This is a genomic window from Pseudarthrobacter sp. S3, from assembly GCF_050156905.1.
Classification (GTDB): Bacteria; Actinomycetota; Actinomycetes; order Actinomycetales; family Micrococcaceae; genus Arthrobacter.
Genome location: NZ_CP189583.1, coordinates 2760849 through 2774427 on the forward strand (window position 1 = coordinate 2760849; position 13579 = coordinate 2774427).

Genomic DNA, 13579 nt, shown 5'->3' on the forward strand with positions numbered 1-13579 from the left:
GCCTCTCCAGTCAGCCTGCCGTTACCAGGTGCCCCCGAAACGCCCGGCGATAGGACTGCGGGCGGGTGTCCAGCACCCTGGCAAAGTGATGCCGGAGCAGGACGGGGTGGCCAAAGCCCGATTCCCGGGCAACTTCGTCGATGTTCAGGTCCGTGGATTCCAACAGCTCCTGCGCCCGGAGGACCCGCTGCGAGTTCAGCCAGGCAGCGGGCGTGGCCTCGGTTTCGGACCGGAAGCGGCGGGCGAAGGTCCTGGCTGACATGTGCACGCGCGACGCCAACTCAACGACTGTGTGCTCCTGCTCCAGGTACTGCACCATCCACCGCGGCAGCTCTTCCATCGGTGCCGATCCACAGGCAGGCACGGGCCGGTCGATGAACTGCGCCTGGCCGCCGTCGCGGCGGCGGCACCACCATGTCCCGCGCAATAGAGGCCGCCACATTGGCGCCCAGCTCAACGCGCACCAGATGGAGGCAGGCATCAATTCCCGCCGCGGTACCGGCACTGGTGATCAGGTTACCTTGCTGTACATAGAGCACGTTTTCATCGACCTGCACTTCCGGGTACCGGCTTGCGAGCTCATGGGAATAGTGCCAATGGGTGGTGCACCGCCGGCCATTCAGAAGACCGGCACTGGCCAGGGCGAAGGCTCCGGAGCAGCTCGACATCACCCAGGCGGCCCCGGGCGTCCGCGGCGCCCAGTGCCTCCAAGACCGATTCCGGCACGTCCTCGTTCCGGCCGAACGGCGTCATGATCACGAGGTCCGCGTCCGCAGTAGCGTCCAATCCCAGCGATACATTCATGGAGAGTCCCGATTTCATCCGGACATCACCGGGCTGCGGTGTGCAGACACGGAAGTCGAAGGCGAGGACGTTACTGCCGCGCTCCGATCTGTCGATGCCGAACACCTCGCACGCCGTGGCGAACTCGAAGATCGAGAAGTTCCGAACCACTATGACTGCCACTGATTTCAGCATGCCTCACCTCCAACCAGGCCTGGTCCGCCCCGGACATCCCTAGACCAACTACACACTGCGCATCTTCTAACCCGCAGGCATGCCTCAAGCTGCCCATATTTACCCATCAGCACTAACACAACGGGACCCGGCGCATAAGAGCCGGGTCCTGTCCTCATATCCTGGGTGGGCGGAGTCCGCGAGTCCGGGGCAAGGCGGGATCAGCGTCCGGGGCGACGGCGGGGTTGCCAGCAGCAAGAGCGGGAAACAGGCGCGGCCCAGTAGACTGGCTGCAGCCATGACATTTCATATCTCCTACCCTGCTGAGCTGCCCGTTTCCGAGCGCCGCGAGGACCTGAAGGCTGCCATTGCAGCGAACCAGGTGACCATCATCGCCGGCGAGACCGGCTCCGGCAAGACCACCCAGATCCCCAAGATGTGCCTCGAGCTGGGCCTGGGCGACAACGGCCTGATCGGGCACACTCAGCCACGGCGGCTAGCAGCCCGCACGGTCGCTGAGCGCATTGCCGAGGAACTAGGTGTGGAGATCGGCCAGGAAGTCGGGTTCCAGGTGCGGTTCACCGGGGAAGTCAGCCGCGCCACCAAGGTCAAGCTCATGACTGACGGCATCCTGCTCGCAGAGATCCAGCGCGACAAGCTGCTGCGCAAATACAACGCCATCATCATTGATGAAGCACACGAGCGCAGCCTCAACATCGACTTCATCCTGGGTTACCTCAAGCGCATCCTGCCGCAGCGGCCGGACCTGAAAATCATCATCACCTCGGCCACGATCGATCCGGAGCGTTTTGCCAAGCACTTCGGCTCCGATGACGAGCCCTCCCCCATCATCGAGGTGTCCGGGCGCACGTTCCCGGTGGAGATCCGGTACAGGCCTCTGTCCCAGCCAGCCGGCGGACCCGCCGGTGGCGAAGATGCAGACGCCTCCGACGACGAACTCGAAGAGGACCGCGATCCACTCGACGCGGTCTGCGACGCCGTCGACGAGCTCGCCACCGAGGCCCCCGGCGACATCCTCATCTTCTTTTCCGGCGAGCGCGAAATCCGCGACGCGGCAGAGGCCCTGAACGCCAGGATCCAGTCCAACCGGCGCCTGGCCGGCACCGAAGTGCTCCCGCTATTCGCCCGCTTGAGCCTGCAGGAACAGCACAAGGTGTTCCACCCGGGCCGAAACCGCCGGATTGTGCTGGCCACCAACGTGGCCGAGACATCTCTGACCGTCCCCGGCATCAAGTACGTCATCGACACCGGCACGGCCCGCATCTCCCGCTACTCGCACCGCACCAAGGTACAGCGGCTGCCCATCGAGCGTGTGTCGCAGGCTTCGGCGAACCAGCGCTCGGGCCGGTGCGGCCGGGTGTCGGACGGTATAGCCATCCGGCTCTATTCGGAAGAGGACTTTGAGTCCCGGCCGCTGTTCACGGATCCGGAAATCCTGCGCACCAACCTGGCGGCAGTCATCCTGCAGATGACCGCCATGGGTGTGGCCCGCGGGCCCAAAGATGTGGAAAACTTCCCGTTTGTCGAGCCGCCGGACTCGCGGGCAATCAACGACGGCGTGACGCTCCTGCGCGAGCTCGGAGCCTTGAATGCCGTCAGGCCAGGTGACGCCAAGAGCGGCGGGCTGACCGCCGTCGGACAGCAGCTTGCCCAGCTCCCGGTAGATCCCCGCCTCGGCAGGATGATTGTGGAGGCCGGCAAGCGCGGCTGCGTCCGCGAGGTGATGATTCTGGCCGCGGCGCTAACCATCCAGGACCCCAGGGAACGCCCGACGGACAAGCAGCAGCTCGCCGCGGAGAAGCACGCGCGGTTCCGGGATGAGAACTCGGACTTCACCGGCTTCCTGAACCTGTGGAACTACCTGCAGGAGAAACAGCTGGAACTCTCATCCACCCAGTTCCGCCGCCTGTGCCGGACCGAGTTCATTAACTACCTTCGGGTCAGGGAATGGCAGGATCTCTTCGCCCAGCTCCGCCAGATGGCCCGCCCGCTGGGGATCAGCCTGGACAACAAGCGCCTGGCCGATCCCGTGGGCAACCACGAGGGCATCCACATGAGCCTGCTGTCCGGCCTGTTGAGCCACATCGGCATCCTGGACGAGCGCAAGCGCGAGTACGCGGGCGCCCGCGGCAGCCGCTTCGCCATCTTCCCTGGCTCGTCCCTCTTTAAGAAGTCCCCGACGTTTGTGATGGCTGCCGAACTAGTGGAAACGAGCCGCCTCTGGGCCAGGGTCGCAGCCAAGTTCGATCCCGCCTGGGCAGAACAGGTGGCACCGGACCTCGTCAAACGCAGCTACAGCGAGCCGCACTGGTCCACCAAAATGGGCGCAGTCATGGCGTACGAGAAGGTCACCCTATACGGCGTGCCCATCATCCCGCAGCGCCGGGTCAACTACAGCCGCGTGGATCCCGTGCTGGCCCGCGAGCTGTTCATCCGGCACGCCCTGGTGGAGGGCGACTGGAAAACGCACCACAAGTTCTTCCACCGCAACCGCGCCCTCCTCCTTGAGGTCGAGGAGCTCGAGGCCAGGATGCGCCGCCGCGACCTGCTGGTGGAAGACGAAACGCTGTTTGAGTTTTATGACGCGAGGATCGGCCCCGACGTTGTGTCCGAACGGCACTTCGACAAATGGTGGAAGGAGGCCCGGCAGCAGAGTCCGGACCTTCTGGACTTCGACAAGTCACTGCTGCTCAACGACGCCGACGACCTGGACGAGGCCGCATATCCGAAGACCCTGATGCACAAGGGCTTCGATCTGCCGCTCAGCTACGAGTTCCACCCTGTGGCGCCAGGGTCACCGCCCAACCCGTCCGATGGTGTCACAGCCGAAGTCCCGGTGCTCTTCCTGAACCAGCTCGATGATGCCGCCTTCCGCTGGCTGATCCCGGGCCAGCGCGCGGAACTCGTGGCTGCCCTGATCAAGTCACTCCCCAAGCAGGTCCGCAAGAACTTTGTCCCCGCCCCGGATGTGGCCCGGCAAGCCGTTGCTGCCCTGGAATCTGACTTCGATCCGGCGCATGATGAGCTGGAAGCTTCACTGGAGCTGGCCCTGCGCCGGATCCGCGGCCACGTCATCCCCCCAGGTTCCTGGAACTGGGACGCTGTGCCGTCCCACCTGCGGGTGAGTTTCAAGGTTGTCGATACCCAGGGCAAGGCGCTGGATGAGGGCAAGGACCTCGCGGCCCTGCAGGAGCGGCTGGCCCCGGCAACACGCCGCGCCATTGCGGAATCACTGGGGGCGACGCCCGGAACCACCGCGCCGAAGTCCGGAACGTCCGGCAAATCAACGGGCCGCAGTGCAGACAGCCGCGGCGAAGCCGGCCCCGCGGCGGCCCCCTCGCTGGCCGTTGGACCCGTCGGTTTCGCTGAGCAGTCCGGCCTCACCGGCTGGTCCTTCGGGACGGTCCAGCGCAAGGTCCAGGGCAACGTCGCAGGACACACCGTCACCGGCTACCCGGCACTGGTGGACGAGGGCAGCTCCGCGGCCCTGCGCCTGTTCCAGACCGGCCCCGAGCAGGAACAGGCCATGCGCGCCGGTGTCATCCGGCTCCTCGCACTGAAGGTTCCGCCGCCGGACCGCTACGTCCTCGAGCACCTGAACAACACGGAGAAACTGACGTTCAGCCAGAACCCTCACGGTTCCGTTTCGGCCCTGATCGCGGATTGTTCCCTCGCCGCCATCGACAAGCTCACGCCGGCCGCCCTCCCCTGGGACGAGGCCTCGTTCCAGGCGCTCTACGAGAAAGTCCGGGCGGAACTGATCGACACTGTTTTCACCGTAACCGCCGTCGTCGAACGGATCCTCGCCAGCACGCGCCGGATCGAAAAGCAGCTGAAGGGAACCACCAGCCTGGCCCTGATCAGCGCCCTGAACGACGTCCGCAGCCAGCTGGAACAGCTGGTTTTCCCGGGCTTTGTGGCGCGCACGGGCTACGCCCAGCTCAGCCAGCTGCCCCGGTACCTCACCGCCATCGAAAAACGCCTCGAGAAGCTGCCCGGCAACGTCCAGCGCGATGCCCAGCACATGGCCGCAGTCCAGGCGATCGAGGACGATTACGACGACGCCGTCTCGGCGCTGCTGCCCGGCCGCCGTGCCGGGACCGAGTTAACCCACGTCCGCTGGATGATCGAAGAACTGCGCGTGAGCTTGTTCGCCGTCGAGCTCGGCACCGCCTACTCGGTCTCCGAAAAGCGGATCCGGGCGGCACTTAACAAAGTGCTGGCGCCGGCCTAAGGCCCCCGAAGGGGCAGTAGGCCGGCGCCAGCGCCGTAGTATTTGCCGTGGACCAGGGCCGGATCAGGCCTGCGGGACCTGCTCCGCGTAGCCAGCGGCCCGGAGCCCGGAGCGCAGCTTCTCGGCGTTGGCGTCCAGCACCGCGGGGTCCGGGTTCTGGTCCGCCGAGGCGAAATCGAAGTCAGCCATGGTCCTGGAGGGCCACACGTGGACGTGCAGGTGGTTGATCTCGTAGCCGGCCACGATCAGACCCGCGCGGGCGGCGCCGAAGACGTCGACCTGGACGGCGCCGATCTTGCGTGCCACCTCCATGACCCGGGCCAGCAGCTGCGGAGAGGCATCGGTCCAGCGGTCGACTTCCTCGGTGGGCACCACCAGGGTATGGCCGTCGGCCAGCGGACCCGTCGTCAGGAACGCGACCACATCGTCCTCCCGCCACACGAACCGGCCGGGGATTTCACCGTTGATGATCCGGGTGAAGATGGTGCTCATGCGTCAGCGCTTCCGGACGGGGCGTGCAGGGTGCTCACGTCCAGGACGAACCGGTACTTGACGTCGCCGGCAACCATCCGGTTGTAGGCCTCGTTCAGCTCCTCGGCCGTCACCATTTCGATGTCGGAGACCACCCCGTGCTCGGCGCAGAAGTCCAGCATTTCCTGGGTCTCGGCGATTCCGCCGATCAGCGATCCGGCGTAGGCGATACGGCGGCTGATGAGGGCACCGGGGTTGACGGGCGGCATCGCCTCGGAGGGCAGCCCCAGCTGGAACAGCGCGCCGTCCTGGCGGAGCGTGCGGAAGTACGGGTTGAGGTCGTGCGGGGCGGCCACGGTGTCGATGATGACATCGATGCTGCGGTCCGCGGCGGCCATCGCGGCCGCGTCCTTGGAGAGGATGACGTCGTCTGCCCCGAGTTCACGGGCGGCGGCGAACTTCTTCTCCGAGGTCGTGAAGACCTTCACCTCCGCACCCATGGCCTTGGCGATCTTGACGGCCATGTGGCCGAGTCCGCCGAGGCCAACGACACCAACGACGTCGCCCTCTTCGACCTCAAAGTGGTTCAGCGGCGAGTAGGTCGTCACGCCGGCGCAGAGCAGCGGCGCCGCGGCGGCCGGGTCCAGACCCTCCGGGATGGTCAGAACATAATTGCGGTCCACCACGATGGAGGTGGAATAGCCGCCCTGGGTGACGGCGTCGGCGTTGCGCGGGTCTTGGGCGCCGTAGGTGCCGATCATGCCGTTTTCGCAGTATTGCTCGAGGCCGTCGAGGCAGGCCTCACATTCGCGGCAGGAATCGACCATGCAGCCGACGCCGACGCGGTCACCGACCGCGAAGTCGTCGACGTCGGAGCCGACACGGCTGACACGGCCGACGATTTCGTGGCCCGGGACGAGCGGGTACTTGTCGCCGCCCCATTCACCGCGGGTGGCGTGGACATCGGAGTGGCACAGGCCGACGAAGTCGATGGAAATCTCGACGTCGTCGGCCTTGGGTGCACGGCGTGCAACGGTCAGCGGAACCAGGCCGCTGTCAGGGGCCGTGGCGCCGTAGGCTGCAACGAGGGTGCTGCCGTCAGCCTGGACGTTGTCGTTCAGCTGGACGTCACCCAGCTCGGGAAGGGGCGTGGCGAGGGGCGGGGGTACGGGTCGTCCGGGAGTCATAATCTGACGTTACGCCCGTTGCCGTACCGTTATCTAATTCGTCCGCTCACAGCGATACCGGCCAGTAGCTTTCCCCGGAACCGGGACGCAGCCTCAGGCGGCCGTCAGCACGGGGGCAGTGAGGTGACCGTCGCGCATGGTGGCCACCGCGTCGGACAGCGGGACGAATTCGGTGTCGTGCGTGACCATGACGGTGGCGACCCTAAAGTCGTCGGTGACGCGGCGCAGCAGCCGGACGATGGAGTCGCTGCGTTCGTGGTCCAGAGCTGCCGTGGGTTCGTCGACAAGCAGGATTCTGGGGTTTCCAATCCGGGCGCGGGTGATGTTGACCCGTTGGCGCTGTCCGCCGGAGAGCTGGTGCGGGCGTTTGTCCGCGCAGGATGAGAGTCCCACGATGTCGAGGAGGGATTCAGGTCGTGCGGCGCGGCCACGGTGTCAATGATGAGGTCGATCTGAGGGAAAGGTCCGTAGCCGCCCCGGGCGATGGCGTCGCCGTTGCGTGGATCCTTGGCGCCGTAGGTCCCGGTCAGCCCGCTTTCGCAGTACTGTTCCAGGCCGTCCAGGCAGCTCTCGCACAACGGGGTGGTCAAGGGGCTGCGGTACGGGGCGTCCCGGGGTCATCCTTCGACGCTACCCCCGCGGGCGGCCGCATGGCCGCTCGGGCCGCTTCCCGTGGCTACCGGCCGGGCCGGGTTGTTGGACCATTCCGAGAAGGATCCCGGATAGAGCGCGGCCTGGAATCCGGCGATTTCGAGGGCGGCCACCTCATGGGCGGCGGTCACGCCCGAGCCGCAGTAGACGGCCACGGGGACGCCGTCGCGGACGCCTAGGCGCTCGAACCGGCGCCGCAGCAGGTCGGCCGGCAGGAAGAGGCCGGCTCCGTCCACGTTCTCCGTTGTTGGTGCGCTGCGGGCGCCCGGAATGTGGCCGGCGCGGGGGTCAACGGGTTCAAATTCGCCCCGGTACCTTTCGCCGGCCCGGGCATCCAGTAGCACGCCTGTTGCGGGCCAGTCCGCCGCTCCGGCCGCGTCGATGCTGGGCATCCTGCCTCCAGCGGGGGAAACATCAAAGGAAACACGCCCGACGGCGGCGTCCACCGGTCCGGTGTCCAGCGGCAGTCCGGCGTCCCGCCAGGCTGCCAGGCCGCCGTCGAGCAGGTATACGTCCTGGAACCCGGCGTTCCGGAGCATCCACCAGAGGCGGGCGGCAGCCATGTTGCCGCTGTTGTCGTAGGCCACCACGACGTCGCCGTTGTTGATCCCCCAGCGCCTGGCAGTTTCCTGGAACTCGTCGTGGGTGGGCAACGGGTGCCTGCCGAGGGCCTGAGTGGCCGGCGTCGCCAACTCGGTGGAAAGGTCCACAAAAATTGCGCCCGGGAGGTGCCCTTCAAAGTAGTGTTCCCGGCTGTGCGGGTCTCCCAGCGCCCAGCGGACGTCCAGCACCACGGTTCGCTGGCCGGCGTCGAAACGCGCCGCCAAAGCCGGGACATCCATTAGTGGACCCATCGTTCTCCTTGGCAATTGCGGGGTGTGCAGTTCCTGATCCAACTCTAGCTCCGGCAAAGCGGCCGGCAGGGAGGGCCGCCGGTAGGCTGGTTGGGTGAAGAACTCGAGCGCGGACCGGGCCTGGGCTGATGAGGCCATCCGAAAAGTAAATGCAGAAAACAACCGGTCCGCCGATACCCACCTCTATTCGGTACCGCTCCCGGAGCACTGGGGTGTCCAGCTTTACCTCAAGGACGAATCCACGCACCGTTCGGGGAGCCTCAAGCACCGGCTGGCCCGATCGCTGTTCCTCTTTGGCCTGGTTAACGGCTGGATCCGCGAAGGTACCACCATCGTAGAGGCTTCCAGCGGCAGCACCGCGGTCTCGGAGGCATATTTCGCGCAACTCCTGGGGCTGCCGTTCGTGGCAGTCATGACCCGCACGACGAGCCCGGAGAAGATCGCGCTGATCGAACAATTCGGCGGCTCGTGTCTGTTGGTTGACCATGCCTCAGAGGTCTACGCCGCGGCTGCGGACGTCGCTGCCACGTCCAACGGCCACTACATGGACCAGTTCACCTACGCGGAGCGGGCCACCGACTGGCGCGGCAACAACAACATTGCGGAGTCCATCTTCGGGCAGCTGGCGCTGGAGGAACACCCCGTTCCGCACTGGATCGTGGTGGGCGCGGGGACCGGCGGCACAAGCGCGACAATCGGCCGCTACCTGCGCTACCGCGGCCACCACACGCGCCTTGCGGTGGTGGACCCGGAGAATTCCGCATTTTATCCCGGCTGGGTGAACGGTGCGGGCAGGACCAGCACCGGCCTGCCCTCACGGATCGAAGGCATAGGCCGCCCGCGGATGGAACCGAGTTTTGTGCCCGCCGTCATCGACCACATGATCCAGGTTCCGGATGCCGCGTCCATCGCCGCCATGCGGCACCTGCGCACGGTCGCCGACCTGCATGCCGGACCGTCCACCGGCACCAACCTGTGGGGTGTCTGGCAACTCATGGCGGAAATGGTCGCCGCGGGACAGCGCGGCAGCATTGTGTCGTTGATGTGCGACGGCGGCGACCGCTATGCCGGCAACTACTACAATCCGGCGTGGCTGTCCGGCCAGGGCCTGGACCCCGAGCCGTATGAGGACGTCATCCGCCGGTTCTTCGAGACCGGCGTCTGGAGCGCGTAGCTGCTGTTCAGATCTCCACCGATTCCCGCGGGGAAAGGCGGGTGTACTCGGTACCGTATTTCCGGCCCAGCCCGGCCACGTGGGATTCTGCGACCTTCAGGCCGGTTTCGTTCAGCAGCCCGTCGTGGATCTGGAAGGCACGGGGGGCCCGGACGGCGATGACAAAATCGACCACCTCGCTGACTTTGCTCCACGGTGCGTGGATCGGAACCAGCAGGGTCTGCACGCTGAGGCCGTCCGGGATGATGAAAGAGTCCCCCGGGTGATACACGTTGCCGTCCACCAGGTAGCCGATGTTGGCCACGATGGGAACCTGCGGATGGATCAGTGCGTGCTGTCCGCCGAAGCTGCGCACGTTAAAGCCGGCCGCGTCAAAAGTCGAGCCGGGTTCAACGGTGTGGATCCGGGCTGCCACCTGGGGTGCCTCTTCCCGCAAGTGGTCGGCCACTCCGGCCGGCGCGAAGACCGCCACCCCGTCCGTGCCCTGCAGGGCACGGACCATGGCCGGCACGTCCACGTGGTCGGCGTGCTCGTGGGTGATGAGCACGGCCTGCGCCCCGGCCAGGGCTTCGGCGGTCTCGGAGTATGTTCCCGGATCCAGCACCAGCACCCGGCCGTCCTGCTCAAGCCGGACGCACGCGTGGGTGTATTTTGTCAGCTTCATAGCGCCAGCCTAGGGTCCGGCCCCAGGCCTGTCCACGGCACGTCCGGCGGCGCGCTCCCGGCTGGTAATCTTGATGATTGCCACCGTCCCTCAGGGAAGCGAGTACGTTCATGCCGTTCGGCACCAAAACTGACGCGACGCCGTCGAACGCTGCATCCGGCGCAGGAACCGTCAGCGCGCCCGGCAAGGAGCAGCGCGTCACCAAGCAGCGTGTAGCCGTCAGCGCTGCCCTGGACGAGCTGGATGACTTCGTCAGCACGCAGGAGCTCTACCGCATCCTGCAGAACAAGGGCGTCTCAGTTTCACTGGCAACGGCGTACCGGATCCTGCAGTCCCTCGCGGACGACGGCCTCGTGGACGTCCTGCGCAACGGCGAGGGCGAAGCCGTCTACCGGCGCTGCGCTGTTACCGGGCATCACCACCATCTGCTGTGCCGCAGCTGCGGGAAAGCCGTGGAAGTAGAGGCTCCGGCGGTGGAAACCTGGGCGGCCCGGATCGCCACGGAACACGGCTACACAGAGGTGGCTCACACCGTGGAGATCTTCGGCCTGTGCCCGGACTGCACCGCCCTCAGGGCCGCCAGCAAGCTCTGACAGCCGGCGCTGCCTGGTTCATCACGGTTGACCGTGTCAACGGGCGTGCACCAGACGGCCGTTGATGCCCTTCTTGGCCCGGACACCGCCAACGATGCGGCACACCACGTAGATCAGGAACGACAGCGTGGTGACATAGGGGCTGATGGGGATCCGCCCACCCAGAGCCAGCAGGATTCCGCCCACCGTGGCCGTGACGGCAAAAACAACGCTGAGCGCCACCACGGCCACCGGAGCGGAGGTCACGCGGAGCGCCGCGGCTGCCGGGGTGATCAGCAATGCGAGTACCAGCAGCGCCCCCACCACCTGGATGGACAGCGCTACGCTGACTCCCAACAAGACCATAAAGATCAGCGCGAGCGTCCGCACGGGCACCCCGCGGGCTTCGGCCAGTTCGGGATCAACGCTGGCAAAGTTCAGCGGGCGCCAGATGGCCGCCAGGGCTGCGATGACCAGCACGGCGGCGCCGGCGAGGACCTGGAGCTGGACGGTGTCCACGGAGACGATCTGCCCCGTAAGCAGCCCGAATTTGTTGGCGGCACGGCCTTGGTAGAGCGCCAGGAACAGGATGCCGAGCCCAAGCCCGAAGGGCATGATCACCCCGATGATGGAGTTTTTGTCCCGGGCCCGGACGCCCATCAGGCCTAGGAGCAGCGCCGCCGCCACCGAGCCGATCAGCGAGCCGAACACGATGTCCGCGCCGATCAGGAGCGCAAAGGCCGCCCCGGCGAAAGAGAGTTCTGAGATGCCGTGGACGGCGAACGCCAGGTCCCGTTTCATCACGAAGGTGCCCACCAGCCCGCCCAGCAGGCCCAGGACGGCCCCGGCCCAGAGGGAGTTCTGGACCAGCACCAGCAGCTCGCCGTAGTTCTCGAAGCTGAAGATCGCTCCGATGATGCTGTCCGCATCCATCAGGCCACCTCCCCCACCGTTGCGTGGACATCGGCATGGTGGTGCGTGGTTGCGTCGGGCAGGCCGACGACGACGATGCGCCCGTTCGCGTGGATGACTTCCACGTGGCTGCCGTACAGCTCTGACAGGACCTCGGTGGTCATGACCTCTTCCGGCGTACCCACCCGAAACCGCCCGCCGGCCAGGTACAGCACCCGGTCAACGTAATCGATGATGGGATTGATTTCGTGGGTGACAAAAACCACCGCGCTGTTCTGGGCGTGGCACTGCTTGTTGATCAGCGCGCTGACGGCCTGCTGGTGGTGCAGGTCCAGGGACAGCAACGGTTCGTCGCAGAGAAGGACCTTAGGGTCCGTGGCCAGCGCCTGGGCCACCCGGAGGCGCTGCTGCTCGCCGCCGGAGAGCTGGCCCACCGGGACTTTGGCGTAGTCACTGGCGCCCACCAGTTCCAGCAGCTCATCGATCCTGCGGTTTGCCCGGGACATGCCCAGCCGCAGCCCCCAGCGGTGGCCGTCCACGCCGAGCCCCACCAGGTCCCGGGCACGCATGGGGGTATCCGGAGCAAAGGATTTCTGCTGCGGAATGTAGCCGATCAGGTTACTGCCCCGCTCCACGGGACGGTCGCCAAGCGTGGCAGTGCCGGACTGCAGTTCCTGCAGGCCCAGGAGAACCTTGAGGAAACTGGTCTTTCCGCTGCCGTTGGGGCCCAGGACGGCGAAAAACTCACCGGGCCTGATATCCAGGTCGAGATCCTCCCACAGCAAGCGTTTGCCGAACTGCAGGGACGCCCCGCGGAGGCTGACCACCGGTTTCAACTATTTTTCTCCAAAACTTTGCTGACGTTGTCAACATTGTCCGTCATCCATTGCAGGTACGTCTTGCCTTCGGGCAGTGTTTCGCTGAAGTCAATAACGGGAACGCCGGCTGCTTCGGCTGCCTTTTTCAGCGCCTGCGTCTGGGGTCCCTCTGTCTGCGCGTTGTAGGCCAGGAACCTGATGCCCTTGGATCCCGCCAGGTCCGTGGCTGCCTTCAGCGCCGAGGGCGGAACGTCCGAGCCTTCCTCGATCGCGGCGGTGTAGTCGGCCGGAGTCTTGTTCTCCAGCCCGGCTGCCTCGAGCAGGTACAACGGGACAGGTTCGGTCACGGCCACGGCTGCGCCTGTTCCGTTGGCCTTCAGTGCGGCGAGCTTGCCGGCCAGGGCGTCCACCCCGGCTTTGAAGGTTGCGGCATTGGATGTGAACAGAGCTGCAGAGCCCGGTTCGAGTTCGCCCAGTTTGGCCGCCAGCGAATCAGCCAGCTTACCCATGGCATCCAGGCTGTACCAGGCGTGTTCGTTGAATGCACCGGGCTCGTGCGCGTGTTCGTCGGCTGATTCGCTAACCGACGGCGACGGCGACGAATCGGCGTGCGCTTCCTCCGGCGCCAGGCCGCCTACCTCCACGGCCGTGACGATATTGCTGTGCGGGATGTTGCTGTCGTCGGCCATCTTGTGGAGGAAGGCGTCGTAGCCGCCGCCGTTCTCGATCACCAGTTCCGCTTTGGACACCAGCAGCCGGTCCTGCGCGGTGGCCTCGTACGAATGCGGGTCCTGGCTGGTCTTGGTGATTATGGCGGTGACGTTGACTTTGTCCCCGCCGATGATCGCGGCGATGTCCCCGTACACGTTGGTAGAGGCCACAACGTCGACGACGCCGGCAGATGAGTCGGCGCCGGACGTCGCCGACGTTGCACCGCCTCCGGAGCCGCAGGCGGTGAGCAGCAGGCTCACCCCGGCGAGGGCTGCGAGGGACGTTCGGATGGCGGCGGGGTGGCCCACGGAAACCTCAGTTCAGTACAGGGATGGACTTTTGCGTCTCCAAAA

Annotated in this window: 10 protein-coding genes and 3 pseudogenes; 3 read left to right on the forward strand and 10 right to left on the reverse strand. The window is 66.1% G+C overall.

Annotated features, from left to right (window positions below; all coding sequences use genetic code 11):
• Nucleotides 1-10: 10 nt before the first annotated feature.
• Nucleotides 11-978: pseudogene (locus ACQCSV_RS13235) on the reverse strand (helix-turn-helix domain-containing protein).
• Nucleotides 979-1255: 277 nt separating this feature from the next.
• On the opposite strand from ACQCSV_RS13235, the gene hrpA reads away from it, so the two are divergent.
• Nucleotides 1256-5212 carry an ATP-dependent RNA helicase HrpA gene (gene hrpA, locus ACQCSV_RS13240; protein WP_426938551.1) on the forward strand — a complete coding sequence of 1319 codons (3957 nt, stop codon included), beginning with the start codon at nt 1256-1258 and terminating at the stop codon, nt 5210-5212.
• A 63-nt stretch (nt 5213-5275) separates the two neighbouring features.
• Here hrpA and ACQCSV_RS13245 read toward each other — a convergent pair whose 3' ends face one another.
• The 5 genes and pseudogenes from ACQCSV_RS13245 to ACQCSV_RS13265 form a co-directional block, all read right to left on the reverse strand.
• On the reverse strand, nt 5276-5704 hold the full coding sequence (locus ACQCSV_RS13245) for an HIT family protein (RefSeq protein ID WP_354161340.1): 429 nt from the start codon (nt 5702-5704) through the stop codon (nt 5276-5278).
• Entirely contained in the window at nt 5701-6870 is a 1170-nt protein-coding gene (locus tag ACQCSV_RS13250) for an NAD(P)-dependent alcohol dehydrogenase (protein WP_426938552.1), read from the reverse strand. The genes ACQCSV_RS13245 and ACQCSV_RS13250 overlap by 4 nt, the downstream gene beginning before the upstream one ends.
• Nucleotides 6871-6963: 93 nt before the next feature.
• Nucleotides 6964-7296: pseudogene (locus ACQCSV_RS13255) on the reverse strand (ATP-binding cassette domain-containing protein); the annotation flags it as partial.
• Nucleotides 7297-7316: 20 nt separating this feature from the next.
• Nucleotides 7317-7445 (reverse strand): annotated as a pseudogene (locus tag ACQCSV_RS13260) (NAD(P)-dependent alcohol dehydrogenase); the annotation flags it as partial.
• Nucleotides 7446-7487: 42 nt separating this feature from the next.
• Nucleotides 7488-8375, reverse strand: coding sequence for a sulfurtransferase (locus tag ACQCSV_RS13265; protein ID WP_426938553.1), 888 nt, complete (start codon nt 8373-8375; stop codon nt 7488-7490).
• Nucleotides 8376-8469: 94 nt separating this feature from the next.
• Here ACQCSV_RS13265 and ACQCSV_RS13270 point away from each other — a divergent pair, with 94 nt between their 5' ends.
• A complete protein-coding gene (locus ACQCSV_RS13270) occupies nt 8470-9549 on the forward strand; it encodes a PLP-dependent cysteine synthase family protein (RefSeq protein WP_354166863.1) in 1080 nt (359 codons plus the stop codon).
• A gap of 7 nt (nt 9550-9556) precedes the next feature.
• On the opposite strand, the gene ACQCSV_RS13275 is transcribed toward ACQCSV_RS13270, so the two are convergent.
• Nucleotides 9557-10213 carry an MBL fold metallo-hydrolase gene (locus ACQCSV_RS13275; RefSeq protein WP_426938554.1) on the reverse strand — a complete coding sequence of 219 codons (657 nt, stop codon included), beginning with the start codon at nt 10211-10213 and terminating at the stop codon, nt 9557-9559.
• Between the two features lie 110 nt (nt 10214-10323).
• Here ACQCSV_RS13275 and ACQCSV_RS13280 point away from each other — a divergent pair, with 110 nt between their 5' ends.
• Nucleotides 10324-10806, forward strand: coding sequence for a Fur family transcriptional regulator (locus ACQCSV_RS13280; RefSeq protein ID WP_354153596.1), 483 nt, complete (start codon nt 10324-10326; stop codon nt 10804-10806).
• A 36-nt stretch (nt 10807-10842) separates the two neighbouring features.
• On the opposite strand, the gene ACQCSV_RS13285 is transcribed toward ACQCSV_RS13280, so the two are convergent.
• The 3 genes from ACQCSV_RS13285 to ACQCSV_RS13295 are packed head-to-tail and all read right to left on the reverse strand — an operon-like array spanning nt 10843 to nt 13534.
• Nucleotides 10843-11718, reverse strand: a complete 876-nt coding sequence (locus tag ACQCSV_RS13285; protein ID WP_354153595.1) for a metal ABC transporter permease — start codon at nt 11716-11718, stop codon at nt 10843-10845.
• The gene (locus ACQCSV_RS13290) at nt 11718-12533 is read right to left on the reverse strand and encodes a metal ABC transporter ATP-binding protein (RefSeq protein WP_354153594.1); all 816 of its coding nucleotides are present in this window, start codon (nt 12531-12533) and stop codon (nt 11718-11720) included. The genes ACQCSV_RS13285 and ACQCSV_RS13290 overlap by 1 nt, the downstream gene beginning before the upstream one ends.
• On the reverse strand, nt 12530-13534 hold the full coding sequence (locus tag ACQCSV_RS13295; protein WP_426938555.1) for a metal ABC transporter solute-binding protein, Zn/Mn family: 1005 nt from the start codon (nt 13532-13534) through the stop codon (nt 12530-12532). The genes ACQCSV_RS13290 and ACQCSV_RS13295 overlap by 4 nt, the downstream gene beginning before the upstream one ends.
• Nucleotides 13535-13579: the final 45 nt, after the last annotated feature.